This is a genomic window from Lentzea roselyniae (assembly GCF_039537795.1).
GTDB lineage: Bacteria > Actinomycetota > Actinomycetes > Mycobacteriales > Pseudonocardiaceae > Lentzea > Lentzea atacamensis.
Map to the genome: position 1 here is coordinate 18,200 of NZ_BAABBE010000033.1, position 21,950 is coordinate 40,149.

The 21,950-nt window shown below is 69.8% G+C and carries 17 protein-coding genes and 1 pseudogene; 9 read left to right on the plus strand and 9 right to left on the minus strand.

Translation table 11 applies throughout. The features are described from left to right. Nucleotides 1–43: 43 nt before the first annotated feature. Nucleotides 44–334: a DUF1905 domain-containing protein gene (locus ABFX45_RS38125; RefSeq protein ID WP_109641332.1), complete on the plus strand. Its 291-nt coding sequence runs from the start codon at nucleotides 44–46 to the stop codon at nucleotides 332–334. Here the strand turns inward: ABFX45_RS38125 and ABFX45_RS38130 are convergent. Then, nucleotides 331–1,464, minus strand: a complete 1,134-nt coding sequence (locus ABFX45_RS38130; RefSeq protein WP_109641331.1) for an endonuclease/exonuclease/phosphatase family protein — start codon at nucleotides 1,462–1,464, stop codon at nucleotides 331–333. The genes ABFX45_RS38125 and ABFX45_RS38130 overlap by 4 nt on opposite strands. Before the next feature lie 142 nt (nucleotides 1,465–1,606). Then, nucleotides 1,607–1,978: a hypothetical protein gene (locus ABFX45_RS38135; RefSeq protein ID WP_109641330.1), complete on the minus strand. Its 372-nt coding sequence runs from the start codon at nucleotides 1,976–1,978 to the stop codon at nucleotides 1,607–1,609. A gap of 119 nt (nucleotides 1,979–2,097) precedes the next feature. On the opposite strand from ABFX45_RS38135, the gene ABFX45_RS38140 reads away from it, so the two are divergent. Next, complete coding sequence (locus ABFX45_RS38140) at nucleotides 2,098–4,764, plus strand: AfsR/SARP family transcriptional regulator (RefSeq protein WP_346135562.1); 2,667 nt, start codon at nucleotides 2,098–2,100, stop codon at nucleotides 4,762–4,764. A gap of 424 nt (nucleotides 4,765–5,188) precedes the next feature. Here ABFX45_RS38140 and ABFX45_RS46650 read toward each other — a convergent pair. Next, a pseudogene (locus ABFX45_RS46650) lies at nucleotides 5,189–5,677 on the minus strand (MFS transporter); the annotation flags it as partial. 12 nt (nucleotides 5,678–5,689) lie between these two features. Here ABFX45_RS46650 and ABFX45_RS38150 point away from each other — a divergent pair. Next, nucleotides 5,690–6,103: a DUF6928 family protein gene (locus tag ABFX45_RS38150; protein ID WP_428834279.1), complete on the plus strand. Its 414-nt coding sequence runs from the start codon at nucleotides 5,690–5,692 to the stop codon at nucleotides 6,101–6,103. A gap of 38 nt (nucleotides 6,104–6,141) precedes the next feature. On the opposite strand, the gene ABFX45_RS38155 is transcribed toward ABFX45_RS38150, so the two are convergent. From ABFX45_RS38155 to ABFX45_RS38175, 5 genes are read right to left on the minus strand one after another with little or no spacing between them, the layout of a single operon-like run. Continuing rightward, on the minus strand, nucleotides 6,142–7,623 hold the full coding sequence (locus ABFX45_RS38155) for a SulP family inorganic anion transporter (protein WP_346135568.1): 1,482 nt from the start codon (nucleotides 7,621–7,623) through the stop codon (nucleotides 6,142–6,144). An 8-nt stretch (nucleotides 7,624–7,631) separates the two neighbouring features. After that, nucleotides 7,632–8,210: a carbonic anhydrase gene (locus ABFX45_RS38160; RefSeq protein ID WP_346135570.1), complete on the minus strand. Its 579-nt coding sequence runs from the start codon at nucleotides 8,208–8,210 to the stop codon at nucleotides 7,632–7,634. Nucleotides 8,211–8,262: 52 nt separating this feature from the next. Continuing rightward, on the minus strand, nucleotides 8,263–8,616 hold the full coding sequence (locus tag ABFX45_RS38165) for a hypothetical protein (RefSeq protein WP_346135572.1): 354 nt from the start codon (nucleotides 8,614–8,616) through the stop codon (nucleotides 8,263–8,265). A gap of 50 nt (nucleotides 8,617–8,666) precedes the next feature. Next, nucleotides 8,667–10,970, minus strand: coding sequence for a beta-xylosidase/alpha-l-arabinosidase (locus tag ABFX45_RS38170; RefSeq protein WP_346135574.1), 2,304 nt, complete (start codon nucleotides 10,968–10,970; stop codon nucleotides 8,667–8,669). Nucleotides 10,971–10,984: 14 nt separating this feature from the next. Continuing rightward, entirely contained in the window at nucleotides 10,985–11,998 is a 1,014-nt protein-coding gene (locus tag ABFX45_RS38175) for a LacI family DNA-binding transcriptional regulator (RefSeq protein ID WP_109641323.1), read from the minus strand. 132 nt (nucleotides 11,999–12,130) lie between these two features. On the opposite strand from ABFX45_RS38175, the gene ABFX45_RS38180 reads away from it, so the two are divergent. Genes ABFX45_RS38180 through ABFX45_RS38205 form a run of 6 tightly spaced genes read left to right on the plus strand, consistent with a single transcriptional unit; the run spans nucleotide 12,131 to nucleotide 20,899 of the window. Further along, nucleotides 12,131–13,414, plus strand: a complete 1,284-nt coding sequence (locus ABFX45_RS38180) for an ABC transporter substrate-binding protein (RefSeq protein ID WP_109641322.1) — start codon at nucleotides 12,131–12,133, stop codon at nucleotides 13,412–13,414. Further along, nucleotides 13,414–14,388, plus strand: coding sequence for a carbohydrate ABC transporter permease (locus tag ABFX45_RS38185; protein WP_233440173.1), 975 nt, complete (start codon nucleotides 13,414–13,416; stop codon nucleotides 14,386–14,388). Before ABFX45_RS38180 ends, ABFX45_RS38185 begins: the two co-directional genes overlap by 1 nt. Nucleotide 14,389: 1 nt before the next feature. After that, nucleotides 14,390–15,205 carry a carbohydrate ABC transporter permease gene (locus ABFX45_RS38190; RefSeq protein WP_109641321.1) on the plus strand — a complete coding sequence of 272 codons (816 nt, stop codon included), beginning with the start codon at nucleotides 14,390–14,392 and terminating at the stop codon, nucleotides 15,203–15,205. 25 nt (nucleotides 15,206–15,230) lie between these two features. Beyond that, entirely contained in the window at nucleotides 15,231–18,293 is a 3,063-nt protein-coding gene (locus tag ABFX45_RS38195; RefSeq protein WP_346135578.1) for a glycosyl hydrolase 115 family protein, read from the plus strand. A gap of 22 nt (nucleotides 18,294–18,315) precedes the next feature. Beyond that, the gene (locus tag ABFX45_RS38200; protein ID WP_109641319.1) at nucleotides 18,316–19,335 is read left to right on the plus strand and encodes an endo-1,4-beta-xylanase; all 1,020 of its coding nucleotides are present in this window, start codon (nucleotides 18,316–18,318) and stop codon (nucleotides 19,333–19,335) included. Between the two features lie 13 nt (nucleotides 19,336–19,348). Then, nucleotides 19,349–20,899, plus strand: coding sequence for a glycoside hydrolase family 43 protein (locus ABFX45_RS38205; protein ID WP_346135580.1), 1,551 nt, complete (start codon nucleotides 19,349–19,351; stop codon nucleotides 20,897–20,899). Between the two features lie 51 nt (nucleotides 20,900–20,950). On the opposite strand, the gene ABFX45_RS38210 is transcribed toward ABFX45_RS38205, so the two are convergent. After that, nucleotides 20,951–21,661, minus strand: coding sequence for a hypothetical protein (locus ABFX45_RS38210; RefSeq protein WP_346135582.1), 711 nt, complete (start codon nucleotides 21,659–21,661; stop codon nucleotides 20,951–20,953). Nucleotides 21,662–21,950: the final 289 nt, after the last annotated feature.

The following is a 21,950-nucleotide window of genomic DNA, read 5'->3' on the forward strand; positions in this document are numbered from 1 at the left end:
TGCGATGCCGGACACATCACCTGTTTGGCCCCATAATGTGTGCATGTTCGTTTTCGACGCGGAATTGTGGTTGTGGGACGCCCGGCGCATGGACACGTGGACGTTCGTGACGCTGCCGGAGGACGTTTCGGACCAGATTCGCGAGCTGGCCACGCCCGGCCGCGGCTTCGGCTCCGTGAAGGTCCGCGCGGGCGTCGGTGCGAGCAGCTGGTCGACGTCGGTGTTCCCGGACAAGGAGTCCGGCTGTTACGTGCTGCCCATCAAGGCGGCCGTGCGGAAGAAGAACGGTGTGGGGCCGGGCGATGTCGTCGAGGTGACCGTCGAGGTCGTCTAGCGGGACCAGTCGATGTCGGCGTAGATCGCGGCGTGGTCGCTCGCCGCGTGCACCTCGTCGGTCATGGTTTCGTAGACGTCCCAACGGTTCTTGGTCCGCGGTCCGCGCCACACGCCCTTGCGGAAGACGCCGCCGCCGGTGGCCTTCGCGAACAGCTCCGGGGTCAGCAGGACGTAGTCGATCTTGCCCTTCTCGTTGACACCGCGATACGTGCCGAACCGGTGGTTCCAGTCGAAGTTCTCGTGCTCGCTGATGTCGCGCAGACCGGTGCGCTGGAACAAGGGGCGCAACGCTTCGCTGTCCGGGGTGTCGTTGAGGTCGCCGACGACCGCGATGTGCTCGTGGCCCTCGTCGCGCAGCCGGTTCACGATGCGGGCGATGCGCACGGCCTGCCGGAACCGGCGGCGCGCGCCGATCGGGTCGCCGGGAGCGCCGTAACCCTTGGACTTCAGGTGGTTCACCAGCAGGACGACCTCGGGGCCCGCGGGTGTGCGGACGTGGTACTCCGCGCAGTCCCTGGAGAAGATCACGCCGGTGTTGTCCTTGGCGTACACGTGCGTCCTGATGGTGATGACCTGGTGCGCGTCGCGCGTCAGCAGGCCCACGTTGATGCCGCGCTCGTCGTTGCCGTCGATGAGGTGGACCTCCTCGTACGGGGTCCAGCCGACGCTCTTGAGCATGCTGGCGGAGAACATGTGCAGCAGCTCGCGCGACTCTGCCTCGACCACACCGAGCACGTGGGCGCCGACGTCGCGCATCACCTGGGCGGTGTGGCGGGTGGCGAGCTCGCTGATGGGTTCGGTGGTGAGCTCAACCCAGCCGACCCAGGACTCGCGACCGCTTGCCACGACCGAGGTTTCGCCGGTCCGGTGGCGGGCGAGGAACCTGCCGCGGATGCGCCGCAGGATCGCGTACTTGCTCCGGTCACCTCGCAGCAGCTCGAGCGTCGCCAGGTGTTCCTTGAGCTCTTCCTTGACTTCCGGGGTGTAGCTCTCGGCGGCGATGAGCTCGTTGAACCGGGCGTGGGCGGCCAGGATCGGAGCCGCGTGCCTGGTGGCGCCGCGGCCCATCACTTTGGGGCGCTCGAACATGTTCTCCACGTTGAACGACCCGATCCGCGTGGTGCTCATCACTTCCAGGGTCGCATGTGGATATACGGGTCCGCCCTGGTCTGGTCGGGTGATCTTTGAGCTGGGTGGAACTGGAAGGCCCCGGCGGCTGGGCTGCCGGTTCGACTGCGTCCCGGGGCCTTCCAGGTCTAGCGGGCCGCGATCACGGGCAGCGGCTGGCGCCGAGGATCGACACCTTGTTCGGGTTGCCGTTGTCGATCTTCTTGCTGCCCTGCGTGCGCGCCGGCGCGACGAAGCACTTGTTGAAGCGCTCGCCGCTCTCCTTCACGAACTCCAGCTCGATCGCGCGAGCCTGGTTGCAGTGGTTGTTGTAGTAGACGGTCGTGGTGACGCTGCCGTCTCCCCAGGAGATGTTGATCTTCTGGCCTTCCGGCGTGCGGCACTTCGCCGACTTGCGGTGCACGTCCTGGACGGACACGTCGCCGGAGGTCTCCGCGGTGGCGACCGCCGGGAGAACCCCGCTGAGCGCGAGACCGAGACCAGCGGCGGCCAGGAACAGGTTGCGAGACTTCACGAATACCCCTCGATACAGATCCGGGAGATGCCCCAGCGAGCCGTTCGGCCCGCCACCAGCAACGTTGCCCGTTTGATCAGGTACGAACCTAGGATGAACCTTGAATCCGCTGCTGAGGGGTGATCTTGGAGTTCGGGCTGCTCGGTGCCGTGGAGGTGCGCGACTCCGGCGCATCGGTCGACGTCGGCCACGTCCGGCAACAGTCGGTGCTGGTCGCGCTGCTGGTCGAGGAGGGGCGGCCGGTGCCGGTCGACCGGCTGCTCGACCGCGTCTGGGGCGAACGAGCACCGCTGAGAGCCCGCGAGACGCTCTACGGGTACGTGTCGAAGCTCCGCAAACTGCTCGAGCTCGACATCGAGCGCTCACCAGCCGGCTATCGGCTGACCGTGGCGCCGGACCAGGTCGACCTGTTCCGCTTCCGCGCACTCGTGCGGCAGGGCGCTCTCGACGAGGCACTGGGGCTGTGGCGCGGGCAGGCGGTGGAAGGACTCGAGTCGCCGTGGTTCGACGCGCTGCGGGAAAGCCTGCACGCCGAACGCCTCGCCGCCGAACTGGATCGCAACGACGTCGCGCTCGCCGACGGGCGGCACGCCGCGCTGCTGCCCTCGTTGCGGCTCCTGGCCGCTGACCGGCGGCACGACGAACGCGTTGCCGCGCAACTGATGCTGGCCCTGCACCGGTCGGGCAACGACGCGGAGGCGTTGCGGCACTACGAGACCGTGCGCCGCGAGCTCGCCGACGAGCTCGGCGCGGATCCGAGCAAACCGTTGCAGGACCTGCATCAGCGGATTCTGGCCGGCGACTCGGCCCTGAGCCACGTGGAGCCCGGGCCCCGGCAGCTGCCCGCGCCACCCCCGTGGTTCACCGGCCGTGAGCAGGAGCTGGCCGCGCTCGCACCGCCGGGGACGGCCGTGATCACCGCGATCGGCGGGACGGGTGGCATCGGCAAGACCGCGCTGGCACTGCACTGGGCGCACCTGCACCTCGGCGACTTCCCCGACGGCCAGCTGTACGTGAACCTGCGCGGCTTCGACCCGTCCGCCGGTCCGACGCCACCGGAGGCGGTGCTGCGGGAGTTCCTGGAGGCGTTGGGGGAGGAGGCGATCCCCGCCGGGCTGGACGCCCGGGCCGCGCGTTACCGCGGCCTGATGGCGGGCAGGCGGATATTGGTGGTGCTCGACAACGCCCGCTCCACCGAGCAGGTCGTGCCGCTGCTGCCGGGTCCGGACGCGACCGTGCTGGTCACGAGCCGGCTCAAGCTCGCGGGACTGGTGGCCGCGCACGGCGCCAGGTCGGTGTCGCTGGACGTGCTGCACCACGCCGACGCGCGAGCGTTCCTGGAGGTGAGGCTCGGCGCCGAGCGGGTGGCTGCCGGACCCGGCGTGGTCGCGGACCTGGTGAGCTGGTGCGACGGGCTGCCGCTGGCGTTGTCGATCGTGGCCGCGCGGGCCGCGATGGAACCGGACTTCCCGCTCGCGGTGTTCGCGCAGGAGCTGCGGGAGCAGCCGCTCGACGCGCTGGACGCGGGGGAGATCGGCACGAACCTGCGCTCGGTGTTCTCGTGGTCCGTGGCCGCGCTGTCGGCAGAGGCGGCGCGGGCGTTCGGGCTGCTCGGGACCGTGGGCACGGCGGACGTATCGCTCCCGGCGGTGGCGGCGCTGCTCGACCGGCCCGCCGCGCGGACGCGGATGGTGTTGCGGGAGCTGGAGAACGCGCATCTGCTGCAGCAGCACGTACCCGGCCGGTATCGGATGCACGACCTCGTCGGGCTGTACGCGGCCGACCTGGCGGCGGACGCCGGATCGCGGCTGGCCGACTTCTACGCGGCCACCGCAAGAGCCGCCGCGCTCACGCTGGAGCCGCACAAACCGTTGCCGGCCCACGAAAGCGGGCATGCTCTGTCGTTCCTGGACAACGCCGCGGCGATGGCGTGGTTCGACGCGGAGCACGGTTGTCTGATGGCAGAGCAACGGCAGGCGTTGGCGTGTGGTGCTTTCGGCGTGGCGTGGATGATCGGGCGGACGCTGAACAACTACCACGTCCGGCGCGGCCGCACGCTCGACGACGTGGAGGTGTGGCTCGGCGCGTTGCGGGCCGCCGAGGCGCTGGGGGACGAGACGAAGCAGGCGAACGCGCACTTCTGTCTCGGCACGGACTACGTCGAGCTGGGCCAGTCGTCGCTGGGGCATCAGCACTTCGAGCGCAGCCTGGAGCTGTTCGCGCGGTCCGGCGACCACGCGGCGCACGGCAGCGCACACCGGGCGATGGCGTGGGCGGCCGAGTTCGAGGGCGACCTGGAGAAGGCGCTGGAGCACTCGTTGCGGGCACTGGAGATGTTCCGCGCGGCCGGGACGGAGATCCGCGAGGCGGAGTCGCTGAACGAGGTCGGCTGGCGGTACGCCTGCCTGGGCCGGTACGCCGAGGCGCGCACCTATTGCGAGGATGCCATGCTGCTCAACGAGAAGCTCGGCCACACCGAGGGCGCGGCGGCCACTTTGGACAGTCTCGCGCACATCGCCTCCCACGACGGCAGGCACGACGACGCCGTCGCGCACTACCGCGAGGCACTGGCGCTGTACCGGGAGGTGGACAACTCCGCGGAGGAGGCCACCGTGCTGGATCACCTCGGTGACGTGCTCGCCGCGGCGGGGAACGACGCCGAGGCGCGTGAGCAGTGGACGCGTGCGCTGGAGCTGTACGAGCGGCAGGGCCGCGCCTCGGAAGCTGCCGCCGTGGTGGCTAAACTCGGCTCAGCCGGCGGCCGGTCTCGATCAGCTCGTCGGTGAACGAGTCGAGAGCCTCGGCGAACTCTCGCTGGTCCGGCTCGTGCCAGTCCTCCAGCTGGTCGAGCAGCCAGCGCCGCCACGCGCGGACGAGCTGCGTGAACACGTCCGCGCCCAGGCCGGTGAACCGGTAGCCGTCGTCGTGCGCCGCCAGGTGCCCGGCCTCGACCAGTGCTCGCGCGGTCGGGGCGAAGATGCCGCCGGGAACCTCGGTCATCTCGGTGATCTCGTCGAGCGTCGCGACGCCGTCGTCCGCCGCCGCCCGGTAGACCCGGCCGAGCAGCCACGCCTGCTCCAGCGGCAGGTCGACACCGGACCTGCGCAGCACCGCCAGACCGGGGTGCTCCTCGGACTTCGCGACCACTGTGGACACGAGTTTGCGCAGCTCGTCGTAGGAGTTCGACGGCGGCGCGGCGAAGCTCTCGCCCACACCGCTGTTACCGGTCGCGGCGGCACGGCGCACGTACTGCAGGTAGGTCGGCAGGTAGGTGATGCCGCCGAGCATCGCGAACCCGACGACGAAGCTCAGGATGCCCGACACCGTGAACACCCTGCTGCGGAACAACCTCATCGGCAGCATCGGCTCGGCGGCGCGTTGCTCGACGAACACGAACGCGACGAGCAGAACGACCGAGCCCGCCGCCATCCACAGGATCGTCGGCGAGCTCCACGGGTACTCGGTGCCGCCCCAGCTCGTGACCAGCGTCAACCCCGTCGCCGCCAGCGCGATCAGGGCGATGCCGGCGTAGTCGATCTTCGGATGGCCGCCGGCCTTGATCGTGGGCAGCGCCGCGATCGCGACCAGCACCACGGCGACGCCGAGCGGGATGTTGACGTAGAACGCCCACCGCCAGCTGAGGTGGTCCACGAACAACCCGCCGACAGCACACTGCAGGAGGACATCTACCCCGGCGACGGGTTCGCGTACGTGGCGGTGCTGCCGGACGCCACGATCGTGTGCGACCAGGAACTGGCGGTTGTGCCACCGGCCGCGCACGTGCTGGAGTTCGCCGCCGGACGTCCGATGGTGGTGTTCGGCCAGCACTCCGGCTCGGGATGGCTCGCCTTCGCGGAGTTCGACGCGAACGGCGCGTTGATCCGGTCGCACGACGCCGAGGCCGACGACCAGTACGAGCTCGCCGACTCCGTTGCCAGGGAGATGTTCGGGTTCACCGCCGAAAGCGCGCCGGACGAGGTCGTCGTTCACGGCTTCCGCGTGACCCGCCCGGGCCAAGCCGAGCGTGATGCCGCGTTCGCCGCCGTCGTGGCCGAGATGGTCGCGGGCGGACCCACCCGGATGCGGATGACACCGGACGGGTCGCTGGTCCCGCACGAGGACTGACCGGAGCCCCCGAGGCCGCAGCCTCGGGGGCGGTCACGTCAGGACGACCGTACGACGTCGACGTCCAGCCCGGCGTCGCGGTGCCGGGTGGCCCAGTTGTCGATGGCCTGCTGGCAGGCCTGGTCGAGGTGCCGCAGCCCGGTGAGGTCGAGCCGCACGTGTTTGGTCAGCGGCAGTCCTTCCAGCACCGCGAGCAGTCGCGGCAGCCGCAGGAACGTCGCGTTGCCGCGCAGGACGACGACTTCGTCGTCATCACCCTGCGGAGTCACGGTCACCGAGAGGTGGGAGACGTCCCACGCCGTTTTGATCACTGCGGCGAGCAGGCCGGCGACGGTGCCGGTGAGCAGGTCGGTGGCGACGATCAGGCCGGCGGTGAGCACGAGGATCGCGGCTTCGGCGCGATCCGCTCTGAGCATGCCGGCCACGCCCTTGAGGCCGAGCAGCTTCCAGCCGGAGTGCACGAGCAGTGCGGCGAGCACCGCGCTGGGGATGAGTCCGAGCACTCCGGGCAACGCGACGACGAACAGCAGCAGCCATACGCCGTGCAGGACGCGTGACGCCCGAGTGCGCGCGCCGGCCTGCACGTTGGCCGCACTGCGCACGATCACCGCGGTCATCGGCAGCGCGCCGAGCAGGCCGCAGACCGTGTTGCCCGCGCCCTGCGCGATGAGCTCGGTGTTGTACCTGGTTCGTGGACCGCTGTGCATGCGGTCCACGGCGGCGGCGCTGAACAGGCTTTCCGCCGACGACACCAAGGCGAACACCACCATCGCGCCGAGCACTCCCGCGTTGATGAGCGAGAAGTCCGGCAGGTGCAGCTCGTCCGCCAGGTTGCCGACCTCGATGCGGTGCAGGTCGAGCCCGGCCACGACGGACACCGCGGTGGCCACGACCGCGCCGACGAGGACGCCAGGCACCACTCGCACGCGCGGCGGAGTTCGTTGCCACAACACCGTGACGACGATGGTGAGGACGCCGACGCCGAGCGCGGTCAGTCCCGCGGTGGTGGTGAACGCCCGCACGAGCAGTTCGGGTAAGCCGCTGACCTTCGCCCAGGTGCCGCTCGGCTGCGTGGCGCCCATGAGCGGGTAGAGCTGGCCGAGGATCAGGACGAGGCCGATGCCCGCGAGCATGCCCTGCACCACAGCGGGGGAGATGGCGCGGAACCACGTGCCGCAGCGCAGGGCGCCGAGCAGGATCTGCAGGAGGCCGGCGCCGAGCACGATGACGCCGAGGGCGGCGATGCCGTGCTGGGCAACGGTGTCCGCGACGAGGACGGTGAGTCCGGCGGCGGGTCCGCTGACCTGCATGGTGCTGCCGGGCAGCAGGCCGACGACGATGCCGCCGACCACGCCGGTGACGATGCCGAGCTCCGCGGGGACACCGGAGGCGACCGCGACACCGACGCACAACGGCAGCGCGACGAGGAAGACGACGAGTGAAGCGCCGAGGTCGTTGCCGAACGTCTGCCGCCAACCAGGTCGGGAGGCGCGCTCGGTGGGACGGGTCAAGGTGATCATCTCCGGCCTCACAGCGGCTGGAACGCCGCAGCCACCGACGTCGAGACCTCACCGGTCTCGATGTCGTAGAACCAGCCGTGTACGCGCAGGTCGCCGGTGTGCAGGCGGTCGCGCACGAACGGATAGGTCTCCAGGTTCCGCAACTGCTCCAGCACGTGCTGGCGGCCCTCCTCGCGCAACGCCGGGTCGGCGGCGGCAGCGCCGGTGCGGGCGTGCCGAGCCAGCCAGCCGCGCATCGTGGGCAGGTGCCCGATGTCCGCGCCGTGCAACGCGCTCACCGCGCCGCAGTGGGAGTGACCGCACACGACCACCTCGGACACGCCGAGCTGGACCACCGCGAACTCGATGGTCGCCATCTCGCTGGACGGGGCTTCCAGGCGGTACTGCGGAATGACGTTGCCCGCCGTGCGCAGTTCGAACACGCTGCCCGGCTCGGCACCCGTGATGTGAGAGGTCACGATGCGCGAGTCGGCGCACGTGATGAACAGAACGGTGGGCTGCTGACCGGACGCGAGCCGTTGCCCGACGGACTTCGGGCGGGTGGTGGCGTGTTCGCGGGCGCGCTCGATCAAGCGACGGAAGTCCATGAATTCCTCACTGTGCTTTGAAAAGTGTTCGGTTGTCGGCTGAGTTCGCCGATCAGTTCCGGAACACCTGCAGGACAGCGGGTCTGGAGAGCAGACGGAGGTGCTCGACGCGGAGGAGGTTGCCAGGGCCCGGTGTGAGGCCGATGGTGCGAGCGGGCGGCGCGACGCGCGTCTGCGGCCGCTCGGAACGCTGCTGTGCCACGCGCCGCACGGGCACCTGGCGCAGAGCTTCCTTCTTGTCACCGGTCTTGCGCGGCAGGTCTTCCTTCTTGGATTCCTGCTTGACCGGGTCGTGGCCCTGGGACGAGCCCTTGCGCGGCGTGGTCGCGTAGTCGGCGATCGCGCCGCCGACCGGGGTGAGCACCCCGATCAGGGCCAGCACGATCGCGACGACGACCAGCTTCACGAACTCCCCCTCGACGACTGGTGGTAATCATATCGTCGCGGAGAGCGTTGTCACGAACCGATCTCGAACTCCGGGACGAGCGTGCGGTCGAACCCCACCCGACTTGCAGACCCGGTCAACGTCAGGGCAACGGTGGCGTGAACATCAGCGCTCGATCGGCCGACGCGGAGCTCCACCTCGCCGAGATCGACCTGACGATGGCCCGCCCGTCCGGTGTAGGACGTGAGATCGGCGTGCAGCACCGCGGTCACGGTGCGGGTCTGACCGGGCGCGAGGTCGACCTTGACCGCGCCGATCAGCTGCTGCACCGGCCGCGCGACCTCGGCGACCGGGTCGTGGAGGTAGATCTGGACGACCTCGGTGGTGCTGATCTCGTTGTCGTTGCGCAGCGTGGTGACCAGGCGGCACGTGCCGTCGGCCGGCCACTCGGCCGCGTCGGCTTCGACGGCCACCCACGTGACGGGCGCGTAGGAGAGCCCGTGGCCGAACGAGAAGAGCGGCGTCGGGTCGACGCTGCTTACCTCGCTGCGTGCACCGAGCGGTGCGGTGAGGTAGGTCGACGGCTGGGCGGAACCGGCGCCGGGGAAGCTCAGCGGGAGCCTGCCGGACGGGTTGATCCGTCCACTGAGGACTCCGGCGAGCGCGGCGGCACCCTCCTCGCCGGGGTAGAAACCGCACACCACGGCGGAAAGCCGGTCGATCTGCCGGAACAGCTCGTACGGGCGGCCGGACAGCAGCACCAGCACCACGGGGGTACCCGTCGCGATGAGCGCTTCGAGCAACTCTTCCTGCCTGCCCGGCAGCACCAGGTCGGTGACGTCGCAGCCCTCTCCGGACGTGCCGCCGCCGAACAACCCGGCCTGGTCTCCGAGCACGGCGACGCAGACCTCGGCCTGCCGGGCAGCCTCGACCGCGAGAGCGATGTCCTCGTCGGTACCGCCCTGCACCGGGCAGCCCAGTGCGAACTCGACGTCGTGGTCGGCGCGCAACGCCTCCACCACCGTCGGCGCCTCGACGCCGATCGGCACGTCCGGGTGGTGCACGCCGACGTGCAACGGGAACGCGTAGCAGCCCATCATGGCGGCGGGATCGTCCGCCCGCGGCCCGACGACCGCGATCCGGCGCTTGCCGGTCAGCGGCAGCACGCCCTTGTTGCGCAGCAACACGACCGACCGCTCGGCGACCTCGCGGGCCATCGCCCGGGAGGCGGGATCGTCGAGGTTGACGTCGGTGTCGGGCTCGGGGGAGAAGTCCGGGTCGAGCAGCCCGAGCTCGCACTTCTGTCGCAGCACGCGTTCCAGCGCCCGGTCCACCAGTGCCAGGTCGACCCGGCCGGCGTCGATCTCCGCCAGCAGCGGCTCGCCGTAACAGTCCACAGTGGGCAGTTCGACGTCGATGCCCGCCGCCAGCGCCTGCGCGGCGGAGTCCTCGCGGCCCGCGGCCACGCCGTGCAACCGGTACAGGAACGCCACGGCGAAGTAGTCCGCGACGACCGTGCCGGTGAAGCCGTACTCACCGCGCAGCAGGTCGGTCAGCATCGCGGGATCGGCCGCGACCGGCACCCCGTCGTTGGAGGTGTAGGAGTTCATCACCGAACGCGCGCCCGCCCGCAAGGCCATCTCGAACGGCGGCAGGATCACGTCCGCGAGCTCGCGCGACCCGATCGACACCGGCGCCATGTTGCGCCCCGCCCTGGAGAGGGAGTATCCCGCGAAATGCTTCAGCGTCGCCACGACACCCGCGGACTCGACCCCGGCGACGTAGGCGGCGCCGATGGTGCCGACGAGGTGCGGATCCTCGCCGATGCTCTCCTCGACCCGGCCCCACCGCAGGTCCCGCGCCACGTCGAGCACGGGGGCGAGGCCCTGGTGCACGCCGAGCCGGCGCATCGAACGGCCGATGTGCTCGCCCATCCGCCGCACCAGGTCCGGCTCGAACGTCGCGCCCCAGCACAGCGGCGACGGGTAGACGGTGGCCTGCCACGCCGCCAGGCCGGTGAGGCACTCCTCGTGCACCATCGCGGGAATCCTGAACCGGTTGCCGGCGATGATCTGCCGCTGGGTGCGGGCGAGGCTGCGCGCGCCCACGTCCGGCGCGATCGGCCGGGTGCCGAAGACGCGGGTGAGCTGGCCGATGCCGTGCCGGCTCAGGTCGTCGAGGCTCGGCGGCTCCACGATCAGATCGTGCTGGTGCGGCGCGACTTCACCGGCGGAGTCGATGCCGACCCAGACGCCGTAGAGCTGCGCGACCTTCTCGCGCACGGTCATCCGCGCCATGAGATCGCGGACGCGGTCGGCGATGGCGACGCTCGGGTCGCGCCAGAGTTCGCCCGAGGTGGTGGCTTCGGTCGTCACATGATCTCCTGGAGTCAGGCGGGCAGCGCGCGGGTGGAGTGCCGTTCGATCAGCTCCGTGCCGAGCGTGATGTGCGTGTCGTCCGGGGTGTCGCCGTTGATGAGCCGCACCAGCAACGTGATCGCGCGGCGGCCCATCTCGCGGATCGGCTGCTGGACCGTGGTCAGCGCGGGGGTGCACAGCGCGGACTCGGGGATGTTGTCGAAACCGACCACCGACAGGTCCTCCGGCACCCGCAGGCCGAGCTCGGCCGCCGACTCGATGGTCGCGATCGCGGTGATGTCGTTGGCGGCGAACACGGCCGTCGGCCGGTTCGGCTCGCTGAGCAGCTCGCGGGCGGACGCCGCGGCCACGTCGTGGTCGTAGTCGCCGCGCCGGATCAGGCTCTCGTCCACCATGACTCCCGCGCCCGCGAGTGCCCTGCGGTAGCCGGTTTCGCGTTGCTGGGCCGACTTCAGGTCCTCACGGCCGGTGAGCAGGGCGATTCGGCGGTGGCCCAGCGCGAGCAGGTGCTCGGTCGCGAGCTGCCCGCCGTGCAGGTTGTCGGAGTCGACGGTCGGCAGCGGTGAGCGCCCGGTGTGCGGGTCGACCGCGACGACCGGGGTGCCGGGCAGGCCTTCGAGGTCGACGGCCGGGGTGACCAGCACGGCGCCGTCGACCAGAGTGCCGCTGAGCCGGGTCAGGTAGCGGTGCTCCCAGCCTTGTGGATCACCGACGCGCCCGCCCGCCGAGTACACGACCAGCTCGAAACCGGTGCCGCGGATGGCATCCGCCGCGCCCTTGAGCAGTTCGGTGCTGAACGGCTCGATGTCGGCGACCAGGATCCCGATGACGTTCGTGCGGTGGTTGCGCAGGCTCTGCGCGACCAGGCTCGCCTCGTACCCGAGCTCCTTGATCACGGCCTGCACCCGCGCGAACGTGTCCGCGGAGACGCCGTAGCGCTGGTTGAGGACCTTGGAGACGGTGGCGACCGAGACGCCTGCCTGAGCGGCGACATCACGGATGGTGACGCGGGAGCGTGGGGGCACGGGGCTGAGACTAGCCGTGTAAAACGTTATCGACAACGATTGACACAGCGAGATCGAAGCGGAATTCTCACTGCCGTCGCACGCACCATTTCTCTCCGTCCAACTCGGCCGACGTCGTCAGGAGTGGACCCAATGCGTTCTGTGCACAAGATGTCCGTCGCTCTCGCCGCCGCAGCGACGCTCGTGCTCGCCGCGTGCAGCGGCTCCGGCGGCGACGCATCAGCCAACGGTCCGGTCACGCTCACCTGGTGGCACAACCGGACCACCGAACCGATGAAGACGATCTGGCAGCAGATCGCCGACGACTTCCACAAGAGTCATCCGGACGTCTCGTTCACGATCGAACCGCTGCAGAACGAGCAGTTCCAGACCAAGATGCCACTCGCGTTGCAGGGCAGCACGCCGCCGGACATCTTCCAGCAGTGGGGCGGCGGCTCGCTCAAGTCGCAGCTCAGCTCCGGCAAGATCGCCGACATCACGCAGGCGTCGTCGAGCTGGATCGGCCCGCTCGGCCAGTCGGCGAAGGGCTGGCAGGTCGACGGCAAGCAGTACGGTGTGCCGTACCAGATGCACGCCGTCGGGTTCTGGTACCGCAAGGACCTCTTCGCCACGGCCGGCGTCACCAGCCCGCCGTCCACTTTGGACGAGCTGAACGCCGCGGTGACCAAGCTGAAGGCCGCGAAGCTGGTGCCGATCGCGGTCGGCGGCAAGGACCGCTGGCCGGACGCGTTCTACTACAACTACTTCGCGATCCGGCAGTGCTCGGTCGACGCGCTGAAGAAGGCCGTCGAGAAGACCGAGCTCGCCGACCCGTGCTTCACCAAGGCGGGGGAGAACCTCAAGGCGTTCCTGGACACCAAGCCGTTCCAGGACGGGTTCGTCGGCACACCGGCCCAGCAGGGCGCCGGCAGCTCGGCCGGCATGCTCGCCAACGGCCAGGCCGCCATGGAGCTGCAGGGCGACTGGAACCCGGACGTGATGCAGGCCCTGTCCGAGGACAAGGACCTGGACTCGAAGATCGGCTGGTTCCCGTTCCCGTCGGTGCCGGGCGGGCAGGGTGACCCGGCCGCGGTGCTCGGTGGCGGTGACGGTTTCTCCTGCACCTCGCGAGCGGCCAAGGCGTGCGCGGACTTCATGGGCTACCTGGTGGGTGAAGAGGTGCAGAAGAAGCTCGCCGCGACGGGGTCCGGCCTGCCGGTGCACCCGGCCGCGGTGGCGTCGCTGAAGACCGAGACGCACAAGCAGATCGCCGAGTACACGGCGAAGGCGCCGCACCTGCAGTTCTACCTCGACATCGCCTTCCCGACCAACGTCGGACAGGCCCTGAACGACGCCATCGCGAACTTCTTCGCCGGCCAGGGTGGTCCGGACACCATCGTGCAGTCGGTGACCAAGGCAGCTGCCGGGAACAAGTGATGAGCACCGCGACCAGCGCGCGACCGATGACCGCCCCCAGCTCGCACGCGCCGCGGGCTGGGGGCACCCGGCGGCGGTCCCGTACGAGAACCCGTCTCGAGCTCACCCTGCTGCTGGCACCGGCGCTGCTGCTGTTCGCGGGGTTCGTGCTGGTGCCGATCGGCGTGGCCGGGTTCTACAGCCTGTACGCGTGGAACGGCTTCGGCCCGTTGACCGACTTCGTCGGCCTGGACAACTACGTCGACGCGTTCTCCGGCGAGGTGTTCCGGGGTGCCATCGGGCACAACCTGATCATCGCGGCGCTCTCGATCGTCGTGCAGCTTCCGCTCAGCATCAGCCTCGCGTTGCTGCTGAACCGGAAGCTGCGCGGCCGGACGTTCCTGCGGATGGTGGTCTTCGCGCCGTACGTGCTGTCCGAGGCCGTGACCGCGGTGATCTGGCTGCTGATGCTGCAGCCGGGCGGGTTCGTCGACCAGGTGCTGCGCGGGGCCGGCCTCGGCTGGCTCGTGCGGCAGTGGCTCGCCGACCCGAAGATCGTGCTCTACACGCTGTTCGTCGTGATCACGTGGAAGTACATCGGGTTCGGCGTGATCCTGCTGCTGGCCGGGCTCCAGGGCATCCCGGCAGAGCTGCGGGAGGCCGCGGCGCTCGACGGCGCGACGAGCTGGCAGGCCACCCGGCACGTCGTGCTCCCGTTGCTGGGACCGACGATCCGGGTGTGGATCTTCCTGTCGGTGATCGGATCGCTGCAGCTGTTCGACCTGGTCTGGATCATGACGCTGGGCGGACCGGCCAACGCGTCCACGACCATGGCGACCTACCTGATCGACCACGGCTTCAAGCGCTACGAGTTCGGCTTCGGCAGCGCGGTCGCGGTGATCCTCTTCGTCATCTGCTTCACGTTCGCGTTGCTGTACCAGAGGTTCGCGTTGCGCCGGGACACCGACGGCGCGTTGACCAGGGCGGTGAGCTGAGATGCCACGTCGCAACACCGTCGGCTATCTCGCCGCGTTCGCCGTCGTCGGCATCACGGTGGTGCCGCTGCTGTTCGTCGTGCTGGGCGGATTCCGCACGACGGCGCAGATCAACCGCGCGCCGGCCGGGCTGCCCGGTCCGTGGGTGTGGGACAACTACGCCGAGGTGCTCGGGTCGGCGCAGTTCTGGCGGTTGCTCGGCAACAGCGCGCTGATCGCGGTGATCGCGACGACGCTGGCGGTCGGCTTCGGTTCGATGGCGGCGTTCGCGTTGTCCCGCTACGTCTTCCGGGGCCGGGAGGCGTTCTACACGCTGTTCACGCTCGGTCTGCTGTTCCCGCTCGGGGTGGCGACGCTGCCGTTGTACCTGTGGCTGCGCCAGCTCGGTCTGCTGGAGAACCCGCTCGGCGTCGCCATCCCCGAGGCGGCGTTCTCCCTGCCGATCACGATCGTGATCCTGCGGCCGTTCATGAACGCGATCCCCGTCGAACTGGAGGACGCCGCACTGCTCGACGGCGCGGCCAGGCTCGGCTTCTTCTGGCGCATCCTGTTGCCGCTGTCGAGGCCCGCCCTGGCGACCGTGTCCATCCTCGCGTTCGTCAGCAGCTGGAACTTCTTCCTGTTGCCACTGCTCGTGTTCAACGACTCCACCAACTTCACGCTCCCGCTCGGCGTGGCGATGTTCCAGTCCGAGCACAGCCAGGACACCGCGAAGATCCTCGCGTTCACCGCGCTGTCCATGATCCCCGCGCTCACGTTCTTCGTGCTCGCGGAACGCCGCATGGTCGGCGGTCTCACCGGTTCGGTGAAGGGCTGATCCCTGCTTCCGGAGGAGTTCGACGATGACCTCGGACCTCGCCCGACGACATTTTCTGCAACTCTTCGCGGCCTTGACCGCGGTCGGCACGACCGGGACCACGGCGGTCGCGGCCGAGTACGTGACGAACCAGGGCGGCTCCGGCCGCTTCCCGCTGGTGTCGAAAGGGAGAGCGGCCACGCTCGTGGTCAGCGGCGCTGATCATCCCGGTGTCGTGCGGGTGGCAGGCGACCTGCAGGCCGACATCGAACGCGTCACCGGGATCAGACCGGTGCTGGCCGTCGACACGATCCCGGCACAGGGCGACGTGGTGCTGATCGGCTCGCTCGGCCGCAGCCGCCCGGTGGACGACCTGGTGGCGGCGGGAAAGCTCGACGTCACCGGCATCGCGGGCAAGTGGGAGACCTCCCTCACCCAGGTGGTGCGCACCGGACGCACACGTGCGTTGGTGATCACCGGCAGCGATCCGCGCGGCACGATCTACGGCGCCTACGACATCTCGAAGCGCATCGGCGTCTCGCCCTGGTACTGGTGGGACGACGTGCCCGCGGAGCACCGCGAGGAGCTGCACGTGGACGCCGGGAGGCACAGCCTCGGCACGCCGTTCGTCAAGTACCGCGGCATCTTCATCAACGACGAGAACCCGGCGCTGGGCACGTGGGCGCCCCGGTACTTCGGCCCCGGCCACGCACCCGGCCATCCCGGCGGCTTCAACCACCGCTTCTGGGAGAAGATCTTCGAAACCGTCCTGCGGCTGAAGGGCAACTACGTCTGGCCCGCCGTGTGGGGCCGGGCGTTCGCCGAGGACGACCCGCTCAACCACGCCACCGCCAAGCGCTACGGCATCGTCATGGGCACCTCGCACGAGGCACCGATGATGCGCGGCATCGAGGAGTGGAACCGGCACGCCGTGGCCGCGGTGCGCGACGCCGACGGCAACATCGTCAAGCCCGGCCACGACCCGTACGGCGGCACGGGCGAGTGGAGCTTCCGCCGCAACCCCGAGGCCATCAAGGCCTACTGGGCCGACGGCATCCGACGCATGGTGGACGAGGACTTCGAAGGCGTCGTCACGGTCGGCATGCGCGGCAACGGCGACACCCGGCTGCCCGACGGCGACAGCATCGAACTGATGCGGTCGATCATCGCGGCGGAGCAGGAGGTCCTGGCCTCCGTCACCGGCAGGGACCCGGCCTCGATCCCGCAGGTGTGGACGCTCTACAAGGAGGTCATGCGGTACTGGGAGAAGGGCCTGCGCCCGCCCGACCACGTGACCGTCGTGTTCCCCGACGACAACTGGGGCAACCTCTGCAAGCTGCCGGACCGGTCGCTGCCGCCGCGCGCCGGTGGTTACGGCCTGTACTACCACTTCGACTACGTCGGCGCGGGCCGCAACTACAAGTGGGTCGACACCTGCCCGCTCGCGAACGTGTGGGAGCAGCTCGACCAGGCAGCCGCGTACGGCGTCTCCCAGCTGTGGGTGGCCAACGTCGGCGACTTCAAGGGCAACGAGCTGCCGGCGCAGTTCTTCCTCGACCAGGCCTGGCAGCCGATGCCGCTGGAGCGGCTGCCGGTGTGGGAGCGCGACTACGCCGAGCAGAACTTCGGCAGGCGCACGGCCGTGTCCATCGCCGCGGTGCTGAACACCTACGGAAAACTCCAGGCGCGGCGCAAACCGGAGCTGCTCAACCGCAAGATCACGTTGGACGGCACCACGATCGTCTACGACGACAAGGCGACGCCGTTCAGCCTCGTCCACTACCGCGAGCTCGACCGCGTGACGGAGGAGTGGCGCAAGCTCGGCGAACGCGCCGAGCGGATCGCCGCACGGCTGCCCGAGCCGTACCGGGACGCGTTCTTCGAGCTGGTGCTGTACCAGGTGAAGGCGACCGCGAACCTGTACGAGCTGCGCCGCGCGGAGTTCACGAACATCTTCTACGCCAAGCAGGGCAGGGCGCTGGCCAACGACCTCGCCGCGACGACGGAGGCGCGGTTCGCCGACGACCTCGCGCTGGCCGAGAGGTTCAACACCGTGGTCGCGGGCGGCAAGTGGAACGGCTTCCAGACCCAGCCCCACATCGGGTACGGCGACGTGGAGCGCTACGGCCCGGACGCGGGATGGCAGCAGCCGGAGAAGGACCACGTCGCGTTGCCCGACGAGATCTTCCCGCCGGTGCAGCGGATCAGCCCGGCTGCCGGTGCCGAGATGGGTGTCGCGATCGACGGGTCCGAGCAGTGGTGGCCGTCCTCTTCGGACACACCGGTGCTGCCGGAGTTCAGCCCGTTCCAGAGTCAGCCCGCGCAGTACGTCGACGTGTTCAACCGCGGCTCGCAACCGTTCGACTGCACGATCCGCGCAGGTGTGCCGTGGCTGCTGGTGGAGCCGGCCAGGGGCAGGGTCGAGAAGCAGCTGCGGGCAGAGCTGCGCGTCGACTGGTCGCGGGCGCCGCGGGGCAGGACGCGCGTCCCGATCGTGGTGTCCGGCGCGGGCCGCACGGTGACCGTCGAGGCCGTGGTGAGCAGTCCCGACGTGCCGCGCGCGTGGCGTGAGGGTTTCATCGAGGCCAACGGCTACGTGTCGATGGAGGCCGAGCACTTCAGCGCGAACATCGCCGCCGGAGACGTGAAGTGGCGTCGCATCCCCGGTATCGGGCGGACAGGGGCGGGCATGAAGCCGTTCCCGGCGACGGCCGCGCGCCAGGAACCCGGTCGCGGCCCGCGGCTCGAGTACCGGATGACGCTGCTGACTCCCGGCGAGGTCACCGTGTGGGCGTACCTCTCACCCCGCGCCGGTGTGCTGCCGGTACCGGGGCTTCGTTACGCGGTCTCGTTCGACGACGCGGCTCCGCAGGTCGTCGACGTCATCCAGGCGACGGGCGCCGACCACACCGGGATGAACCGGCAGTGGGAGCGTCTGACCTCCGACAACGTCAATCTCACCGCCACGCGGCACGTGATCGGCACACCCGGCCCGCACGTGCTCAGGCTGTGGATGGTCGATCCCACCGTCGTGGTGCAGAAGCTGGTCGTGGACACCGGCGGCCTGCGACCGAGCTACCTCGGACCGCCGGAGAGCAAGCGGTTGTAAGCAGAACCCTCAAGGAGCGACGATGAAGTTGCACTTACCCCTTGGCACTCGGATCCTCGCGATCGCGGCGGCGGCGGCCGCGATCGCGGCGGGTCAGGCGGTTCCCGCGTCGGCGGCGGGACCGTTGAAGGACATCACCAACCGCTGGGTCGGCAGCGCGGTGGCGGCGGGACCTCTGGGCAGCCAGCAGGACTACCGCTCGGTGCTGACCCGTGAGTTCGACAGCGTCACACCCGAGAACGAGATGAAGTGGGCCGTGGTCGAACCGAACCGCAACCAGTTCAACTGGTCCGGTGCGGACGCGATCGTCAACTACGCCCAGCAGAACGGGAAGTCCGTGCGCGGGCACACGCTCGTGTGGCACAGCCAGTATCCGAACTGGCTGAACAACCTCGGTGGCGGCGAGCTGCGCAACGTGGTCAGGGAGCACATCAACACCGAGATGGGCCGCTACCGCGGCAAGATCCGCGCGTGGGACGTCGTCAACGAGATCTTCGAGGAGAACGGCTCGCGCCGGCAGTCGATCTTCCAGCAGCGGCTGGGTGACGGCTTCGTCGCCGAGGCGTTCCGCGCCGCCCGCGCCGCCGACCCGTCGGCGAAGCTGTACATCAACGACTACAACACCGAAGGCATGAACGCCAAGAGCAACGCGGTCTACAACCTCGTGCGCACGCTCAAGCAGCAGGGCGTTCCGATCGACGGTGTGGGCATCCAGACGCACCTGGCGACCCGGTACGGCTACCCGTCGGGCTTCCGGCAGAACCTCGAGCGGCTCGCCGCTCTCGGCGTCGACATCGCGATCACCGAGGCCGACGTGCGCATTCAGCTGCCGGTCGACCAGAACAAGCTGAACCAGCAGGCGACCATGTACAAGCGGATCTGGGACGACTGCCACGCGGTCCCGCGGTGCGTGGAGTTCACGACGTGGGGCTACACCGATCGTCACTCCTGGGTGCCGGGCACGTTCCCCGGTGAGGGCGCGGCCTGCCTCTTCGACTCGAACCTGAGGCCGAAGCCCGCCTACACCCGGATCAACCCCTAGCGGGAGAGCCCACTTGACACAGTTCCGGAACCCGGTCCTGCCCGGCTCGCACCCCGATCCCTCGGTGTGCCGGGCGGGACCGGACTACTACCTCGTCACCTCCACCTTCGAGTACTTCCCCGGCCTGCCGATCTACCACAGCCGGGACCTGGTGCACTGGCGGCCGGCCGGGCACGTGCTGGACCGGCCCTCGCAGCTGCCGTTGCAGGGCGTCCGCGCCTCCGGCGGCCTGTACGCGCCCACGATCCGCCACCACGACGGCGTCTTCTACGTGGTGTGCACGCTCGTCGGCGGCACGCGGGAGAGCGGCAACTTCGTCGTGACGGCCACGGATCCGGAGGGTCCCTGGTCGGAGCCGCACTGGTTGCCGGAAGCCCCGGGGTTCGACCCGTCGCTGTTCTTCGACGACGACGGCCGCGCCTGGTGGACCGCGACCCGTGAGGTCCGCGATGGCCGGACCGAGGTCTACCTGCGCGAGTTCGACGTCCGGTCGCTCTCGCTGGTCGGCGAGGAGCACGTGCTGTTCCGCGGCGCGATGCACGACGCCGTGTGGGCCGAAGCGCCACATCTGTACAAAGTGGACGGCAGGTACGTGCTGCTGTGCGCGGAAGGCGGCACGGACTTCGAACACTCCGTGGTCGTGGCGTTCGCCGACGAGGTCACCGGCCCGTACCGCGGTTCGAAGCTGAACCCGGTGCTGACCCATCGCCACCTCGGCCGGTCGTACCCCGTCGCGGCGACGGGGCACGCGGATCTCGTGTGCACGCAGCACGGCCAGTGGTACGCGGTGCTGCTGGCGACCCGTCCGTACGGCGGCTACTACTACAACCTGGGGCGCGAGACCTTCCTCGTGCCGGTGTCGTGGGAGAACGGCGGGCCGGTCTTCAGTCCCGGCACCGGGCGCCTCGAAAGCAGTTACCCCGTGCCCGATCTGCTCGTGCACCCGTGGTCGGAGCCGTTGCAGACCGACGACTTCGACGCACCTGAGCTCGACGCGGCCTGGATGTTCCTCCGCACCCCGGAGGAGGAGTTCTGGTCGCTGACCGAACGACCGGGCCACCTCCGGCTGCGCGTCCGGCCGGAGTCGATCACCGAGCTCGTCACGCCGAGCGTCGTGGTGCGGCGTCAGCAGCACCAGAACTTCCACGCGTCGTGCGTGCTGGAGTTCGAGCCGGCGGGACCGGCCGAGGCCGCGGGGATGGTGTTGCTGCAGAACAACGACAACCACTTCCGGCTGCTGCTCGGCGCGGGGCGTGAGGTCACCCTCGTGCGCCGGGCCGGTGGGCGCGAGGAGGTGCTCGGCAAGACCCAGGTCGCGGAAGGAACCGTGCGGCTGGGCTTCGAGGCCGTGGGCCAGGACCACCAGGCGCTGGTCGCGTCGGGCTCGGGGGAGTGGCAGCTGCTGGGTGAGTCGTTCGACGGGCGGGTGCTCAGCACGCCGGTCGCGGGCGGGTTCACCGGCGTCCACATCGGACTGTACGCGACCGGTGACGGCGCGCCGAGCGACACGTGGGCCGACTTCGACAGCTTCACCTACCGCGCTCTCGGAGAAGCACCGCGGTGAAGCGCGCGGCGGCGGCCACCGCCCAATCGCAGTGGCCGCCGCCGCACGTGACTACCTGCGTTCCTTGGCGGTACGGGCCGAGCGGGTGCAGACATCGCCGACATCGGCCGTCTGACCGCGGTCGACGTAGATCTCCGCGAGCCCGACCAGGCGGCCGCGCGAGTCGCTGCACGTGAGGGTGTACGGCTCCTTGGGGCCGTAGGTCATGGGCAGCGGCGAGGAGAACTCGACGGTCAGGTTCGACCAGTCGTCCGGCTTCGCCGGGTCGGCCTGGGAGTAGTTGACCAGCACTGCGGTGTAGTCACCGGCGGGCGGGTCGAACAGCCGGGCCTTCTCCGAGTTGGTGCCGCCGGACGCCGACGACGCGACCACGTTGCCGGCCGAGTCGAACACGTAGAGGTCCCAGTCGGTGCCGGCCGTTCCCCAGCCGACGCTGACCTCCATCTTGCCGTTGTCCGCGGTGGGCGTGCCCTCGACCCGGAACGGGATGCGCTCGGCGACCGGGTTGTCCGGGAACTCGGTGTTGGTGGCGGGAATGCCGTCCGGGTTCGCGAGCGTGATCTTGCCCTGCGCCGGGCCCTGCGGGTCGCGGCCGTAGCGGCCTGCGACGTACGGACGGGTCGACGGGTTGACCGCCCAGCTGAACTTCCCGCCGGTGCTCACCAGGTCGGACTTGATCACGTCTGCCCACTGGATGGGGTCGGTGGTCGTGCCGCCGGGCTGGATCACCCGCGAGGTCGGCGTGCTGAAAGCCTTGCGCACCTGGAGCTTGTAGCCCTTGGGAGCCGAGCCGACGAGCGTGGCGTGCGCGGACTGGCTCGCGGTGCTCCGCCGGACCCGCTGCCGTGCGGGCGGAGCCGCGCCTGCACGAGTCCGTCCACTGTGGAGGTGACGTGGCGAAGGGCGACACCGCGGTCGCCCTTCGCCAGCGCCTTCGCGAAACACGAGCGCGCGACGGCCTGGTCGCTGCGCAGGGTGCTGTCCTCCGCGCTGGCGGTCGACGCGGTCAGCCCGGCGACCACGAGCGCGCTGACTCCCAGCGCGGTGATCG

Bases quoted from the DNA above. Each gene is read 5' to 3' on its own strand.
- ABFX45_RS38125 (WP_109641332.1), top strand. From the start codon at position 44: ATGTTCGTTTTCGACGCGGAATTGTGGTTGTGGGACGCCCGGCGCATG.
- ABFX45_RS38180 (WP_109641322.1), top strand. From the start codon at position 12,131: ATGCGTTCTGTGCACAAGATGTCCGTCGCTCTCGCCGCCGCAGCGACG.
- ABFX45_RS38190 (WP_109641321.1), top strand. From the start codon at position 14,390: ATGCCACGTCGCAACACCGTCGGCTATCTCGCCGCGTTCGCCGTCGTC.
- ABFX45_RS38195 (WP_346135578.1), top strand. From the start codon at position 15,231: ATGACCTCGGACCTCGCCCGACGACATTTTCTGCAACTCTTCGCGGCC.
- ABFX45_RS38130 (WP_109641331.1), bottom strand. From the start codon at position 1,464: ATGAGCACCACGCGGATCGGGTCGTTCAACGTGGAGAACATGTTCGAG.
- ABFX45_RS38185 (WP_233440173.1), top strand. From the start codon at position 13,414: ATGAGCACCGCGACCAGCGCGCGACCGATGACCGCCCCCAGCTCGCAC.
- ABFX45_RS38200 (WP_109641319.1), top strand. From the start codon at position 18,316: ATGAAGTTGCACTTACCCCTTGGCACTCGGATCCTCGCGATCGCGGCG.
- ABFX45_RS38155 (WP_346135568.1), bottom strand. From the start codon at position 7,623: ATGATCACCTTGACCCGTCCCACCGAGCGCGCCTCCCGACCTGGTTGG.
- ABFX45_RS38160 (WP_346135570.1), bottom strand. From the start codon at position 8,210: ATGGACTTCCGTCGCTTGATCGAGCGCGCCCGCGAACACGCCACCACC.